The 14375-nt window shown below is 61.3% G+C and carries 14 protein-coding genes; 5 read left to right on the forward strand and 9 right to left on the reverse strand.

Annotation, left to right across the window (positions count from 1 at the left end):
* Positions 1-3 precede the first annotated feature (3 nt).
* From HX875_RS18210 to arnC, 7 genes are read right to left on the reverse strand one after another with little or no spacing between them, the layout of a single operon-like run.
* Positions 4-1383: a UDP-glucose dehydrogenase family protein gene (locus HX875_RS18210; RefSeq protein ID WP_177044269.1), complete on the reverse strand. Its 1380-nt coding sequence runs from the start codon at positions 1381-1383 to the stop codon at positions 4-6.
* Positions 1380-1793, reverse strand: a complete 414-nt coding sequence (arnF, locus tag HX875_RS18215; protein ID WP_177044270.1) for a 4-amino-4-deoxy-L-arabinose-phosphoundecaprenol flippase subunit ArnF — start codon at positions 1791-1793, stop codon at positions 1380-1382. Before arnF ends, HX875_RS18210 begins: the two co-directional genes overlap by 4 nt.
* Positions 1790-2137: a 4-amino-4-deoxy-L-arabinose-phosphoundecaprenol flippase subunit ArnE gene (gene arnE, locus HX875_RS18220; RefSeq protein WP_177044271.1), complete on the reverse strand. Its 348-nt coding sequence runs from the start codon at positions 2135-2137 to the stop codon at positions 1790-1792. The genes arnF and arnE overlap by 4 nt, the downstream gene beginning before the upstream one ends.
* Positions 2134-3789, reverse strand: a complete 1656-nt coding sequence (gene arnT / locus HX875_RS18225) for a lipid IV(A) 4-amino-4-deoxy-L-arabinosyltransferase (protein WP_177044272.1) — start codon at positions 3787-3789, stop codon at positions 2134-2136. Before arnT ends, arnE begins: the two co-directional genes overlap by 4 nt.
* On the reverse strand, positions 3786-4670 hold the full coding sequence (gene arnD / locus HX875_RS18230; protein WP_177044273.1) for a 4-deoxy-4-formamido-L-arabinose-phosphoundecaprenol deformylase: 885 nt from the start codon (positions 4668-4670) through the stop codon (positions 3786-3788). The genes arnT and arnD overlap by 4 nt, the downstream gene beginning before the upstream one ends.
* The gene (gene arnA, locus HX875_RS18235; RefSeq protein ID WP_177044274.1) at positions 4670-6661 is read right to left on the reverse strand and encodes a bifunctional UDP-4-amino-4-deoxy-L-arabinose formyltransferase/UDP-glucuronic acid oxidase ArnA; all 1992 of its coding nucleotides are present in this window, start codon (positions 6659-6661) and stop codon (positions 4670-4672) included. Before arnA ends, arnD begins: the two co-directional genes overlap by 1 nt.
* Positions 6658-7692, reverse strand: coding sequence for an undecaprenyl-phosphate 4-deoxy-4-formamido-L-arabinose transferase (arnC, locus tag HX875_RS18240; protein ID WP_177044275.1), 1035 nt, complete (start codon positions 7690-7692; stop codon positions 6658-6660). Before arnC ends, arnA begins: the two co-directional genes overlap by 4 nt.
* 469 nt (positions 7693-8161) lie before the next feature.
* Here arnC and HX875_RS18245 point away from each other — a divergent pair, with 469 nt between their 5' ends.
* From HX875_RS18245 to HX875_RS18255, 3 genes are all read left to right on the forward strand, one after another.
* Complete coding sequence (locus HX875_RS18245; protein ID WP_177044276.1) at positions 8162-8950, forward strand: M949_RS01915 family surface polysaccharide biosynthesis protein; 789 nt, start codon at positions 8162-8164, stop codon at positions 8948-8950.
* A gap of 104 nt (positions 8951-9054) precedes the next feature.
* Positions 9055-9969, forward strand: coding sequence for a site-specific integrase (locus HX875_RS18250; protein ID WP_177044277.1), 915 nt, complete (start codon positions 9055-9057; stop codon positions 9967-9969).
* A 116-nt stretch (positions 9970-10085) separates the two neighbouring features.
* Positions 10086-10310, forward strand: coding sequence for a DUF2188 domain-containing protein (locus HX875_RS18255; protein WP_177044278.1), 225 nt, complete (start codon positions 10086-10088; stop codon positions 10308-10310).
* A 110-nt stretch (positions 10311-10420) separates the two neighbouring features.
* On the opposite strand, the gene HX875_RS18260 is transcribed toward HX875_RS18255, so the two are convergent.
* Complete coding sequence (locus HX875_RS18260; protein ID WP_177044279.1) at positions 10421-11278, reverse strand: SDR family oxidoreductase; 858 nt, start codon at positions 11276-11278, stop codon at positions 10421-10423.
* A gap of 99 nt (positions 11279-11377) precedes the next feature.
* Complete coding sequence (locus tag HX875_RS18265) at positions 11378-11650, reverse strand: DUF2790 domain-containing protein (protein ID WP_177044280.1); 273 nt, start codon at positions 11648-11650, stop codon at positions 11378-11380.
* A 226-nt stretch (positions 11651-11876) separates the two neighbouring features.
* On the opposite strand from HX875_RS18265, the gene HX875_RS18270 reads away from it, so the two are divergent.
* Positions 11877-12638, forward strand: coding sequence for a GntR family transcriptional regulator (locus HX875_RS18270; protein WP_177044281.1), 762 nt, complete (start codon positions 11877-11879; stop codon positions 12636-12638).
* Complete coding sequence (locus tag HX875_RS18275) at positions 12635-14365, forward strand: fumarate reductase/succinate dehydrogenase flavoprotein subunit (protein ID WP_177044282.1); 1731 nt, start codon at positions 12635-12637, stop codon at positions 14363-14365. The genes HX875_RS18270 and HX875_RS18275 overlap by 4 nt, the downstream gene beginning before the upstream one ends.
* The last annotated feature ends 10 nt before the right edge of the window (positions 14366-14375 follow it).

A 14375-nucleotide genomic window follows, 5' to 3' on the forward strand; every position in this document is an offset into this window, starting at 1 on the left:
GTCTTAGGCTTCCTCGGCCTGAGGCACCCAGTTTTGCTGGGGGATCGGCAAATTGCAGGAATCGCCGCGGCCCATCGGGAAGTACTGGATGCCTTTGCGCGCCAGGCGCTCGCCGTCGTACAGGTTGCGGCCGTCGAAGATCACCGGGGTTTTCAGGCGTTGCTGGATCAGGTCGAAATCCGGGGCCTTGAACTGCTGCCATTCGGTGCAAATGATCAAGGCGTCGGAGCCGCTGAGGGTCGATTCCGGGGTGCCCATCAGCATCAGGCGCGGGTCATCGCCGTAGATGCGCTGGGTTTCCTGCATGGCTTCGGGGTCAAACGCGCGCACATTGGCGCCGGCGGCCCACAGGGCTTCCATCAGCACCCGGCTTGGCGCATCGCGCATGTCGTCGGTGTTGGGCTTGAAGGCCAGGCCCCACAAGGCGAAGGTCTTGCCCTTGAGGTCGCCCTTGAAGAACGCGTTGGCGCGTTCGAACAGCTTGCTCTTCTGGCGCTGGTTGATGGCTTCCACGGCTTCCAGCAGGTCGCTGGAGCAGTTGGCGGCCTTGGCGCTGTGGATCAGGGCACGCATGTCCTTGGGGAAGCACGAGCCGCCATAACCGCAGCCAGGGTAGATAAAGTGGTAACCAATACGTGAGTCAGCACCAATGCCCAGGCGCACGGCTTCGATATCGGCGCCCAGGTGTTCGGCCAGCTCGGCGATCTGGTTGATAAAGCTGATCTTGGTGGCCAGCATGCAGTTGGCGGCGTACTTGGTCAGTTCGGCGCTGCGCAGGTCCATGAAGATGATGCGGTCGTGGTTGCGGTTGAACGGTGCGTACAGTTCGCGCATCACCTCGCGCACCTCTTCACGTTCACAGCCGATGACGATGCGGTCCGGGCGGCGGCAGTCGGCCACGGCCGAGCCTTCCTTGAGGAATTCCGGGTTGGAGACGATATCGAACTCCAGGTGGCGGCCGGCAAGGTGCAGGGCCTTTTCCATGTGTGCGCGCAAGGTGTCGCCGGTGCCGACGGGCACGGTGGATTTTTCCACCAGGATCACCGGTTCGATCCGGTGACGGGCCACCGCGTCACCTACCGACAGCACGTACTTGAGGTCGGCCGAACCGTCTTCATCCGAAGGCGTGCCCACGGCAATGAACAGCACTTCGCCGTGTTCAACGGCGAGTTTCTCGTCATAGGTAAACGTCAGGCGACCGCCTTCGAGGTTTTCCTTGACCATGGCCGCCAGGCCCGGCTCGAAAATGCTCACGTGGCCTTGTTGCAGCAACTTGACCTTGTTCTCGTCTACGTCCATGCAGATGACATCGTGGCCGACTTCGGCCAACACGGTGGCCTGCACCAGACCGACGTAACCGCTACCAAATACACTGATTTTCATGGGGCATTCCTGGGACTTGTGGTGCTAGCACGACGAGAGTTGATAGTCAGGACTCCGAGAATGACCAAGGCCACTCCCGCAGTTTTTGAAACCGAAAAATGTTCGTTGAACACCGGCAGGCTGGCCGCCAGCAGGTACACCAGCGCGTAGCTGATGCTGAGCAGCGAATACGCGCGGCCCAGTGGCAAATCTTTCAGCGCGCCGAGCCAGCAGAGCATCGACAGCGCATAGGCGATGATCGCCAGGGTCACCACGCCCAGTGCGCCGAAGTCGATGGCGCCGGCGTTGAAGGCTGTCAGCCATTCGGTGGGCAGCGGCAGGCGCGTCATGCTCCAGCGCATGCCCAACTGCGCACCGCTCACCAGTGCAACGCTGCCCAGGGCCAGGGCAAAACCGCGCGCGCGACTCATACCTGGCGCCCCAGCAACACCACACCGGCAATCACCAGCAGCACGCCGAACCAGTGGCGGCCATCGATGTGTTCGTGGAATACAAAACGCGCCACCAGGGTCACCAGCACAAAGTTAAGGCTGAGCATCGGGTAGGCGATGCCGACTTCCAGGCGTTGCAGCACCAGCAGCCACACCAACAGGCCGAGGCCCAGGCATGCCAGCGCCGACCACAACCACGGCGAGCGCAGCTTCAAGGCCCAACCGTCGGGCTGGTCGCGCCAGCCTTCAACCGCGAATTTCTGCGACACCTGGCCCATGCAGGTCAGCAGGCAGGCGGCCAACAACAGCAGCAACGTGGTCATGGCGCACTCTGCGGGAAGATCAGAATCACGATATTGCCCTGCTCGTAACGCTTGCCATCTTTGGGCAGCAGCTCCACTTCCTGACGCTCGTCATCACCCTTGACCCGCATCACCACGCCCACCGAACCCTGTTTGCGCGCATCAGTCATCCATTGCTCGACATGGGCGGCATCGATCTTGCGGTAAGCGGTGTCCGGGAAGGCGATGCCGTATTTCACTTCGCCAACGGTGTTGTAGAGCATCACTTCGGGACGCTGCAGGCGCCAGGACAACGCCGAGGCCGCACCCAGGTCGTTGCTCAGCAACGCGGTGGTTGGCTGCAGCTCCTGGAGGTGGTCGATGATGAACTGGTCGGGGGTCTTGTTATAAACCACCGAGTGCGGCAGCGCGGCCGGCACCAGGGCCACCAGCAGCCAGCTGCCGATCACCGGTGCGGCCCACATGTGCAGCGGGCGGGCGGCTTGCAACAGGTTGGCGATGATCCAGCCGAACAGGAACACGAACACTAGCACCAGGCTCAAGGTTTCCTGGCCGTGCTCATACACCGGCTTCTTCAATTGGAACCAGGTCAGGGCCAGCAGCCCCAGCACGCCGATGATCAGGTTCAGCCAGCCGTTGATCCGCAGCACGCGGCCACGGGCCTGGGCCAGCTTGTCGGCCAGGGTATGGCCCATCAGCAACGCCAGTGGCAGCAGGCACGGCATGATGTACGACGGCAGCTTGCCCTTGGCCAGGCTGAAGAACGCCAAAGGCATCAGCAGCCAGAACAGCAGGAAGGCGATCTTGGCACTGCGCTTTTCCAGCCACGCCTGTTTGACGGTGGACGGCAGCAGGGCCATCCACGGCAGAACGAACGCCACCATCAGCGGCAGGTAGTACCAGAAAGGTTCGGAGTGCTGGGCGTCTTCACCGGCAAAACGCTGGATATGCTCGTGCCAGAAGAAGAAGTTCCAGTAATCCGGCTCCTGGGCATGCACCATCAGCGCCCACGGCAGGCTGACGACAATCGCCACCACCACGGCCACCAGGCCATAGGTGAGCAGTTCACGAAAGCGTTTTTGCCAGACCATGTAGGGCAGGGCGATCAGCACCGGCAGCAACCAAGCCAGGAAACCCTTGGTCATGAAGCCCATGCCGCAGGCGAACCCGAGCAAGGCCCACGACCACAGGCGGCCACGGGTGGTAGTGCTGTCGGCGCAGAACCACAGTGCGGCCCCGGTCAGGTTGACCCAGAAGGTGAACTGCGGGTCGAGGTTGGCGTAGCCCGCCAGGAACGCGACGCTGACGAAACTCATGTACAGCACGGTGCTGACCAGGCTCTTGCGCGGGTCGTTCCACAAGCGCCGGGCCACGCCGTACACCAGCAGGATGCTCAAGCCGGTGCTCAGGGCCGAGGCGAAACGCACGCCGAACAGGTTCTGGCCGAATATCGCCTGGCCCAGCGCGATCATCCAGTACCCGGCAGCGGGTTTTTCGAAGTAGCGAATCCCCATGAAGTGCGGCGAGGCCCATTTGCCGGTCAGCAGCATTTCCTGGCTGATCTGCGCATAGCGGGTTTCGTCGGGAATCCACAAGCCGTGGGTGGCCAACGGGATCAGGTAGAACACCCCGAAAGCCAGCAGGAGCAGGGGCAGGGCCCAGCGCCGGATCATGCCTTTTGCACTCCGAGCCAGCCTTCACGGCCGCTCAGCACACCGCGCACCAGTTGTTGCTGGGGCAGGGTGGTCACGTCGGCGGGCAACAAGTCGCCCAACGGTTTGAAGTCGATGCCGCGCTGCCCTGCCTGGGCGAGCAACTGGCGAAAATCATTGGCCATCAGAATCCCTTCTACTTCTGCGTGGATCGTATAGACGTTGAGCTTCGACGGCTTGAAGCGGTCGAGGATGAACGCATTGAAATCCTTGGCGGCCACCACCGGGCCCACGACTTCGTCGAAGGTCGGCATGTCCACCGGAATTTGAGGCGTGCCGGCACTGCCATCCGCCAGTGTGGGCCGGAACAGGCTGGTACCACGGCAATCGCTGTTGTAACGGAAGTTGAACTGTTGCTTGGCTTGCACCACACGCTCATCGGCACGCCAGCCGGCGGCGGCTGAACAGTCGATGCGCTCACCGAGGATGTCGCTCAAGGTGTCGACGCCACGGCGGATCTGTTCGACCAGCTGTTTGTCGCTCCAGCTTCCGGTGTTGGCCTGCCAGCCATGGTGATCCCAGGCGTGCAGGCCGACTTCATGTCCGGCAGCCTTGGCCTGGCGCATCAGGTGCCCCAGGTCGCGACCGATGGGTTTGCCCGGCCAGGCGGTGCCGGCCAGCAAAATATCCCAGCCGTACAGGCCGGCAGCGTTGGAGCGCAGCATTTTCCACAGGAACTGCGGGCGGATCAGGCGCCACAAGTGGCGCCCCATGTTGTCCGGCCCGACGCTGAAGAAAAAGGTCGCCTTGACCCCGGCTTCATCCAGTGACTCCAACAACCTTGGCACCCCTTCACGGGTGCCTCGGTAGGTGTCGACGTCGATGCGTAGACCGGCCTGCATTAACGCTTGTCCGCGATTTCGAGCATGGCTTCACGCAGGAAGAAATCCAGGGTGTTGCCGATGGTTTCGCTCATCTCAACGGTGGGCTCCCAGTTCAGCAGGCGCTTGGCGTTGTCGATGCTTGGCTTGCGGTGCGCCACGTCCTGGTAACCGGTGCCGTAGAACGCCTTGCTCTCTACGTCGCGGAAACCGGCGAACGGAGGGAAGTTGGCGCGCAGCGGGTGAGCTTCGAACTGACGCAGCAGCTCTTCGCCCAACTGACGGATGCTGGCTTCGTTTTCCGGGTTGCCGATGTTGATGATCTGGCCGTTGCAGTTATCGTTGTCGTTATCAATGATGCGCGCCAGGGCCTCGATGCCGTCGGCGATATCAGTGAAGCAACGCTTCTGCTCGCCGCCGTCGAACAGACGGATTGGCGTGCCTTCCACCAGGTTGAGGATCAGTTGGGTGATGGCGCGGGAGCTGCCGATACGGGCCGAGTCCAGACGGTCGAGGCGCGGGCCCATCCAGTTGAATGGACGGAACAGGGTGAACTTCAGGCCTTTGTCGCCGTAGGCCCAGATCACGCGGTCCAGCAGTTGCTTGGAGACCGAGTAGATCCAGCGCTGCTTGTTGACCGGGCCCACCACCAGGTTGGAGGTGTCTTCGTCGAAGTACTGGTCCTGGCACATGCCATACACTTCGGAGGTCGACGGGAAGATCACGCGCTTGTTGTACTTCACGCAGTAGCGAACCAGTTTCAGGTTCTCTTCGAAGTCCAGTTCAAATACGCGCAGCGGGTTGCGGGTGTATTCGATCGGGGTGGCGATGGCCACCAGCGGCAGAACCACGTCGCACTTCTTGATGTGGTACTCGATCCACTCGGAGTGAATGCTGATGTCGCCTTCCACGTAATGGAAGTTCGGGTGGCTGCGCAGGCGCTCGATGGCGTCGGAACCGATGTCCAGGCCGTAGATCTCGTAGCGGTCGTCACGCAGCAGGCGCTCGGACAGGTGGTTACCGATGAAGCCGTTCACACCCAGGATCAGCACGCGGGTACGGCGTGGCTTGCGGCCGGACTCGGCGCCGCGCAATACGGAACCGTCCACCAGGCCCAGTTCATCGGCCAGGGAAGGGCCCGCCAGGTACAGGCCGTTTTCGTTGCGCTGGCCAAACTTGACCACCAGGGAGTCTTCACCGCAGGCGATGCGCAGCGGGTTGACGCTGATCACGCGGCCAGGGGCCAGGCCTTCGTTGCCTTTAACGACCTCAGCACTCCAGACGATCAGCTTGTGCTCGCCCACGGCGCAGAAGGCGCCCGGGTATGGCTGGGTAACGGCACGCACCAGGTTGAACAGTTCTTCAGCCGGTTTTTTCCAGTCCAGCTTGCCGTCTGCTGCGGTACGACGACCGAAGTAGGTGGCTTGGCTTTCGTCTTGTGCGGTTTCAGCCAGCTTGCCCTGAGCCAGTTGTGGCAGGGCGTCGCGCAGCAGGCTGGTGGCGGCGTCACGCAGTTTGGCGTGCAGGGTCAGGCCGGTGTCGGTGCGGTCGATCACGACTTTCTGCTGGGCCAGGATCGCGCCGGCATCGGCACGCTTGACCATGCGGTGCAGGGTTACGCCGGTTTCGGTTTCGCCGTTGACCAGCACCCAGTTGGCCGGTGCGCGGCCACGGTATTTAGGCAGCAGGGAACCGTGCAGGTTGAACGCGCCTTTCTTGGCGGTGGCCAGCAGGGCTTCGCTCAGCAGGTTGCGGTAGTAGAACGAGAAGATGTAGTCCGGGTTCAGCTTGGCGATGCGCTCGATCCACAGCGGGTGGTTGGCGTCTTCCGGGGCGTGCACCGGGATGCCGTTGCGGGCGCACAGTTGGGCGACGGAACCGTAGAAATTGTTTTCCTTGGGATCATCGGCATGGGTGAACACGGCAGCAATTTCGTAACCCGCATTGAGCAGGGCTTCGATGCCTGCACAGCCAATATCGTGGTAAGCGAAGACAACAGCTTTTGAATTCATGACGAAACCTGATCGGAAGGAGAAGTAGAGGTGTGGGAGGAGGTCAGGCCATCGACCGTAAAGGTCTCGGCCGGTGCTGCCGGCTGGTTGCGCAACACTTTTTCGATAAAGAACCGTGGGCGGGCCCGCACATCGCTGTACATGCGGCCCAGGTATTCACCCAAAAGGCCCATGCCGATGAACTGGCCACCGGTGAACACGAACAATATGGCGAACAGCACGAACATGCCGTCGCCGGCCCAGCCGGAGCCGAAGGCAATGCGCAGCACAATCAGCGCAAAGGCGAAGAGCATGCCCAGGGCCGCCAGGCTGAAACCGACGATGCTCAACAGGCGCAGTGGCGTGGTGGTCATGCAGGTCAGCAGGTCGAACATCAGGCTGATCAGGCGCATCGGGCTGTATTTGGACTCGCCGTGTTCACGCTCGGCGTGATGCACCAGGATTTCCGTGGTGTGGCGTGCAAAGCTGTTGGCCAGGATCGGGATAAAGGTGCTGCGCTCGCGGCAGGCCAGCATTGCGTCGACGATGGTGCGGCGATAAGCGCGCAGCATGCAGCCGTAGTCGCTCATGGCCACGCCGGTGGAGCGTTGCACGGCAAGGTTGATCAGGCGCGACGGCCAGCGGCGGAAGGCCGAGTCCTGGCGGTTGTTGCGCACGGTGGCAACCACGTCGTAGCCCAGGGCGGCCTGTTCGACCAGACGCGGGATTTCTTCCGGCGGGTTTTGCAGGTCGGCGTCCAGGGTGATCACGACGTCGCCCCGGCAATGTTCGAAGCCGGCCATGATCGCGGCGTGCTGGCCGTAGTTGCGGTTGAGGATCACCGCGACCACGTTGCTGCCTTCAAGAGCGGCGGCGTCTTCGAGCAATTGCGCGGAGTTGTCGCGGCTGCCGTCATCCACCAGGATGATTTCGTATTCGTAAGCCAGTTGTTTGCAGGCGGCCATGGTGCGACGCAGCAATTCAGGCAGACTTTCTTGTTCGTTGTAGACCGGGATAACGATCGACACGCAATGAATTGGATAGGGTTTCAAAGATTCATTACCTCGGGGGTTAGAGCAACTTGGAGCGTAAACACAGCAGTTATCATCAGCCTCGGATGACGGGCATCCGATCAAAGATAGCGTTGGTTTGTGGCATTCATTCGACAGTCCTGACAGGTCACAGTGGGTCTTCCATGGCTTACGTGAGTAAAGACCAAAACGCTCAAAGGTAAAGCGGAATCAACGAGTTAACCTGCAAAGTATGGTTCGCTCTCAAGTCGTGCCGCCAAGATTAAGCGCAAAAATGTTCAACGAATATGAAACGCAGATGAAAAAGTCGTTTTTTTGGCAGGTAGACAGCTAGTGTTCAGCTAAACAGCAGGAACACGGACAATGCCGTCCTGGCCACGCGTAGACAAGGATTAGACTTTTTCTGCGTGTTAGTTCGTTCCTGAAGAATCTTCTCTGCAATGCCGCGCAAGTGCCGGTAAAGTAAGCCATCTCTTGCCAGGGCAGTCGGATGAATAGCGTGCAGCGTTTACGGCCAATGTTGATGGTGTTGTTGATGTCCGTGGCGTGGGCCACGGTGGTGCGGGCCGATGACGGTGTGGCACTGACGGCCGTCGACCAGGTGCCCGATGGCGTGGAAGTGCGGGGTAAACAGGTCGGGGTCTACACCTGGAGCGATAAACAGGGCAAAAACCTGTTGGTGCTGGCGGAGCAGGTCAGCGAGCGCGACGACGACGGCGCGCAGTCGGCCTTTGTCTATGCCGCCCAATACCTGCTCGACGGCGACCGGCCCAAGCGGCTGTGGATGCTCTACGACGACGTGCAGCACTGTGAATTCGATGCCGGCGCGCACTTCAACACCGACGCCACCCAGGTCACCGACCTGCTGGGCGATGGCGTCAGCCAGGTCACCGTGGGCTATAGCCGCACCTGCACCAGTGATGTCAGCCCCAACGACTTCAAGCTGATCATGCACATCGGCAAATCCCAGAAGTACCGCCTGCGGGGCATCGACCGTTATGGCGCCAGTTGGTGGGATGAGGACGCCGGCGCCCTGCAGGGCATGCCATTGCCCAAGGATTGCAGCGTTGCAGCCCAGCAAGCGCTGGTCAGCCAGTTCAAGGAACAGGGCACCGAGCTGCCGTTGCCGGGCTGTTATGGCGACGAGCAGGACTTTGCCAAGGCGCCCAAACCGTACCTGGAGTTCATGCGCCAGCACTGGTTTGCCTTGATGCAGAAGCAGGACACCGACTGGAGCCAGCAGCAGACGCCGGCCCCGGCTGAAGACGATCAGGAATAGCCCTTCGGGATTGACCTGCGCTAGACTCGGCGCTCGCCAATTCACTAAATAGGTCGATTAATCAGATGGTTAGTCGGCTTATTTAATCCAAAGGCTGATCTACCTTGACTGAGTCTACCCGCAACCCGCTGACCCTCTACCTCACCCGCCTGGCGCCCTCCAGCCAGCTGACCATGCGCTACGTGCTGCAAGACGCCGCCGACCGCCTGGGCTTTGAAGACATCAACCTCGAAGACATCGACTGGCACCTGCTGCAGCCCGAGCAGGTCATGGCCCTGGTGGCCGTGCTGCGCGAAGACGGCTACGCGCCGAACACCTCGTCGCTGTACGTCAATGCTGTGCGCGGGGTGATGAACGAAGCCTGGCGCATGAGCCTGATCAGCCAGGATCACCTGCTGAAGATGCGCTCGGTCAAGGCCATGGCCGGCACCCGCCTGAGCCAGGGGCGCAACCTGCGGCGTACGTTGATTCGTGAGTTGATGGACGTCTGCGCCGCCGACCCGCGGCCCCAGGGATTGCGGGACGCGGCGGTGATCGGGATCCTGTATGGCTCGGGCATGCGCAAGTCGGAGTCGGTGAACATCGAGCTGAACCAGGTCAACTTTGAAGAGCGCAGCCTGCAGGTCACCGGCAAGGGCAACAAACAACTGATCAAGTACGCGCCGGCCTGGGCCTTTGCCAAGCTGGACGCATGGCTGGAATTTCGTCGCAGCCAGCTGAAACCGGGTGAACAGGACGACGGTTTCCTGTTCAACCGTATTCGCCGGGGCAGCCATATCACCCGGGAACGCATCACCAAGCACGCGATTTACTACATCGCCCGCCAGCGTGGGGAACAAGTTGGCGTGAAGATCATGCCCCATGATTTCCGGCGTTCGTTTATCACCCGGGTGATTGAAGAGTACGACCTGTCCATCGCCCAGAAACTGGCGCACCACACCAATATCCAGACTACCGCCAACTACGACGTGCGCGACGACAATGAGCGGCGCCGGGCGGTGGATCGGTTTGACCTGTAGCGCCGCCTGTAACCTGGGCCGCCAACTGCCTTGAACTCTGCCCGGCACCTGCGCTCGCAATACAGAGGGCGCGGGTTTTGCCGCGTGCCGTGTTCATTCAGTCAAGGGAGCAGACCATGGATACCTACAACATCAACAAGACCGGCACCGGTTGGGCGTTGACCAGGCAGGGCTCGGCACGACCGTCGAAAACCGCGGAGACCAAGGAGGCGATCGTTGAGTTGGCTAAGGAGTTTCTCAGCGACAAGACGGCGTCGCTGAGGATTCACAGTATGGATGGGCGGATTCAGGAGGAACGCACGTATCCGCGCAAGGCTGATCCGGTAAAGTCTCCCGGTTAGACGGTTGAAATACCAACAGGTGGCGAGGGAGCTTGCTCCCGCTGGTTTTGGGGGCGCTTCGCACCCCAACGGGAGCAAGCTCCCTCGCCACTGGGTACCTGCATTGCGATTTAGAGAATCGGCTTGCCACCTGTCACCGCATACCGCGAGCCCGAGATGTAGCTCGCTTCATCCGACGCCAGCAACACATAGATCGGCGCCACTTCCACCGGCTGCCCGGGGCGGCCCAGCGGCGTCTCGCTGCCAAAGCTGTTCACGTCTTCCTCGGGCATGGTCGAGACAATCAACGGTGTCCAGATCGGCCCCGGCGCCACGCTGTTGACCCGGATGCCCTTGCTGCCCAGCAGTTGCGCCAGGCCGCCGGTAAAGTTGGCAATCGCACCCTTGGTGGCGGCATACGCCAGCAACGTCGGCTTGGGCATATCGGAATTCACCGAGCTGGTATTGATGATCGACCCGCCGGCCTTCATATGCGGCAGCGCTGCCTTGCAGAGGCGAAACATCGCGGTAATGTTGATATCGAAGGTCTTGACCCATTCTTCATCGGGAATCTCTTCCAGGGTCTCATGGGTCATCTGGAACGCCGCGTTATTGACCAGCACGTCGATGCGCCCGAACTGTTCGACAGTCTTGTCGACAAGCGCCTGGCAGGTGGCCTTTTGCGCGATATCCCCGGGCAGCAGCAAGCACTGGCGGCCGGCTTCTTCAACCCAGCGTGCGGTCTCCTTGGCGTCCTCATGCTCATCCAGATAAGCAATGGCCACATCGGCCCCTTCACGGGCAAACGCAATCGCCACGGCACGGCCAATGCCGCTGTCGGCACCGGTGATCAGGGCGATCTTGTTGGCCAGGCGGCCAGAGCCGGTGTAGCTCTTCTCGCCGCAGTCAGGGTAGGGGTCCATCTTCTTCTGGGAACCGGGAACGGACTGGGCCTGGCTGGCGAACGGTGGGCGTGGGTAGTCAGTCATCTCAATCTCCATAGATCACAACGGGTTCTATGGATTAGTGATTTTGCCAGCGGCAATAGTTGTAATCGATTCCCGCCAGGCCCGACGAGTGGTTCACCATCAGCCGTGCTGGCAGGCATCGCCCATGCGCATGTAGTCCAGTTCGTGACGTACACCATGGCTATCGATATAGACCATGTGGCCCTTGACCGGACCGCACTCGGTGGAGGATTCGCTACTGACGCGTACCACCTTGGCGATATCCAGGTCCTGGGAGTAGTCGTATGTCTCACTCGCGGGTGCAGTGGCACTCACGGCTGGGGCCGGGTTTTCGCCCTGGGCGACGGCAAGTGTGCTGAACAAGCCCAGCACGGCGATAAGCAGATAACGCATGGGAACCTCCGACACCACGCAGGTGGTGAGTTGACTGTGGGGTTCATTCTACAAAGCGCTTGCCGTGGGGATGAACGACTGCGAGGCAATAGCAGACATCAGTCAAATCGATGGCGTGATTTTCCTGCGCCCGGCGCTTCCATATCCTTATTCCAAATCGGTATTTCCACGCCTTTCATAAGACTCCTTATGATCACGTCATAACTCGTTATGACAAGTGGTCCTGATGAACGAATCAACCGTCGCCTTATCTCCTCTGTCCAGCATTCCGTTGCATGCGCAACTGCGGGATCTGCTGCGCAGCCGCATCCTCGATGGTGAATACGCGCCGAACATCCAGATGCCGTCCGAAAGCGAACTGGGCGCGCGCTTCAAGGTCAGCCGCATCACCGTGCGCCAGGCTCTGGGTGACCTGCAAAAGGAAGGCCTGATCTACAAGATTCACGGCAAAGGTACCTTTGTCTCCAAGCCCAAGGCCTATCAGAACGTCAGCACCTTGCAGGGGTTGGGCGAGTCCATGACGGAGCGCGGCTATGAAGTGATCAACCGCCTGCGCAGTTACCGCTTTGTGCCGGCGGACAAACTGGTGGCCGAGCGCCTGGGTGTGGAGGAGGGCACCACGGTCACGCAGATCAAGCGCGTACGGCTGATCAACCGCGAACCGGTGTCGCTGGAAATCACCTACCTCAGCCACGCCCTGGGCGAACGCCTGGAAAACGCCGATCTGGTGACCCGCGACATCTTCCTGATCCTGGAGAACGACTGCGGCTTGCAACTGGGCCACGCCGACGTGGCGATTGACGCGGTGCTGGCTGACAGCGAGCTGACCCAGGCGCTGAACGTCGAGGCCGGTTCGCCGATCATGCGCATCGAACGCCTGACTCATACCGCCGACGGCCAGCCCGTGGACTTTGAACACCTGTATTACCGCGGTGATGCCTTTCAGTATCGCCTGCGCATCGACCGTCAGCGAGGTAGCCGCCCGTGAGCCGCAAAACCCTGGAACTGGAATACGACATCGTGGTGATCGGCGGCGGCACCGCCGGCCCCATGGCGGCGATCAAGGCCAAGGAGGCCAACCGCGACCTGCGGGTGTTGCTGATCGACAAGGCCAACGTCAAGCGCAGCGGCGCCATCAGCATGGGCATGGACGGGCTGAACAACGCGATTATCCCGGGCCACTCAACGCCGGAGCAGTACACCAAGGAGATCACGATTGCCAACGACGGCATCGTCAACCAGGCGGCGGTGTATGCCTACGCGACCCACAGTTTTGAAACCATCGAGCAACTGGACCGCTGGGGCGTGAAGTTCGAGAAGGACGAAACCGGCGATTACGCGGTGAAGAAAGTCCACCACATGGGCGCCTACGTATTGCCGATGCCGGAAGGGCACGACATCAAGAAGGTGCTGTATCGCCAGCTCAAGCGGGCCCGGGTCAGCATCACCAACCGCCTGGTGTGCACCCGCTTGCTCACCGACAGCGAAGGCGCGGTGAATGGTGTGATGGGGTTTGACTGCCGCACTGCGGATTTCCAGGTGATCAAGGCCAAGGCCGTGATTCTGTGCTGCGGCGCGGCCGGCCGCCTGGGCTTGCCGTCGTCGGGTTACCTGATGGGCACCTATGAAAACCCGACCAACGCCGGCGACGGCTACGCCATGGCCTACCACGCGGGCGCCGAGCTGGCGAACCTGGAATGCTTCCAGATCAATCCGCTGATCAAGGATTACAACGGTCCGGCCTGCGCCTATGTCACCGGGCCCCTGGGCGGCTACACCGCCAACAACAAGGGCGAACGCTTCATCGAGTGCGACTACTGGAGCGGGCAGATGATGTGGGAGTTCCACCAGGAGCTGGAAAGCGGCAACGGCCCGGTGTTTCTCAAGCTCGATCACCTGGCCGAGGAAACCATCCAGAACATCGAACAGATCCTGCACAGCAACGAGCGCCCCAGCCGTGGCCAGTTCCACGCCAACCGGGGCACCGACTACCGCAGCCAGATGGTCGAGATGCACATCTCCGAGATCGGCTTTTGCAGCGGGCATTCGGCGTCGGGCGTGTGGGTCAACGAGCGCGCCGAGACGTCGGTCAAGGGCCTGTATTCGGCTGGCGACATGGCCGCGGTGCCGCATAACTACATGCTGGGTGCGTTCACCTATGGCTGGTTCGCCGGCACCAACGCTGCAGGCTTTGTGGCCGGGCGCGAGTTCAGCGCCGTGGATGCCGCGCAAGTGGCCGCCGAACAGGCTCGGGTCTATGCGCCACTGGACCGCGAAACCGGCCTGCCGCCGGCCCAGGTCGAGTACAAGCTGCGCCGCTTCGTCAACGATTACCTGCAACCGCCCAAGGTCACCCGCAAGATGGAAATCGGCTTGCAACGCTTTGCCGACATCGAACGCGACCTGGACCAGATGAAGGCGCACAACCCCCATGAATTGATGCGCGCCATGGAAACCAGCGTGATCCGCGACTGCGCCGAAATGGCCGCCCGCGCCTCGCTGTACCGCGCCGAAAGCCGCTGGGGCCTTTACCACCACCGGGTCGATCACCCGCAGCGCAACGACGCCGACTGGTTCTGCCATTGCCACCTGAAAAAGGGCGACGACGGGCAGATGGTCAGCTTCAAGAAACCCGTCGAGCCCTATGTGATCCCGCTGGACGCCGAAGAGATGCAGGCCTACGACCGCCTGCGCGTAGGGGCTGACGCCGCCTGAATGTGCCCCC

Source organism: Pseudomonas yamanorum, from assembly GCF_013386765.1.
GTDB lineage: Bacteria > Pseudomonadota > Gammaproteobacteria > Pseudomonadales > Pseudomonadaceae > Aquipseudomonas > Aquipseudomonas yamanorum_A.

What these genes read in the sequence shown, in the direction of transcription:
- HX875_RS18265 (WP_177044280.1), bottom strand. Translation starts at nt 11,650, where the DNA reads ATGCGTTATCTGCTTATCGCCGTGCTGGGCTTGTTCAGCACACTTGCC.
- HX875_RS18270 (WP_177044281.1), top strand. Translation starts at nt 11,877, where the DNA reads ATGAACGAATCAACCGTCGCCTTATCTCCTCTGTCCAGCATTCCGTTG.
- arnF (WP_177044270.1), bottom strand. Translation starts at nt 1,793, where the DNA reads ATGAGTCGCGCGCGCGGTTTTGCCCTGGCCCTGGGCAGCGTTGCACTG.
- arnD (WP_177044273.1), bottom strand. Translation starts at nt 4,670, where the DNA reads ATGCAGGCCGGTCTACGCATCGACGTCGACACCTACCGAGGCACCCGT.
- HX875_RS18260 (WP_177044279.1), bottom strand. Translation starts at nt 11,278, where the DNA reads ATGACTGACTACCCACGCCCACCGTTCGCCAGCCAGGCCCAGTCCGTT.
- arnT (WP_177044272.1), bottom strand. Translation starts at nt 3,789, where the DNA reads ATGATCCGGCGCTGGGCCCTGCCCCTGCTCCTGCTGGCTTTCGGGGTG.
- arnE (WP_177044271.1), bottom strand. Translation starts at nt 2,137, where the DNA reads ATGACCACGTTGCTGCTGTTGTTGGCCGCCTGCCTGCTGACCTGCATG.
- arnA (WP_177044274.1), bottom strand. Translation starts at nt 6,661, where the DNA reads ATGAATTCAAAAGCTGTTGTCTTCGCTTACCACGATATTGGCTGTGCA.
- HX875_RS18210 (WP_177044269.1), bottom strand. Translation starts at nt 1,383, where the DNA reads ATGAAAATCAGTGTATTTGGTAGCGGTTACGTCGGTCTGGTGCAGGCC.
- HX875_RS18255 (WP_177044278.1), top strand. Translation starts at nt 10,086, where the DNA reads ATGGATACCTACAACATCAACAAGACCGGCACCGGTTGGGCGTTGACC.
- HX875_RS18245 (WP_177044276.1), top strand. Translation starts at nt 8,162, where the DNA reads ATGAATAGCGTGCAGCGTTTACGGCCAATGTTGATGGTGTTGTTGATG.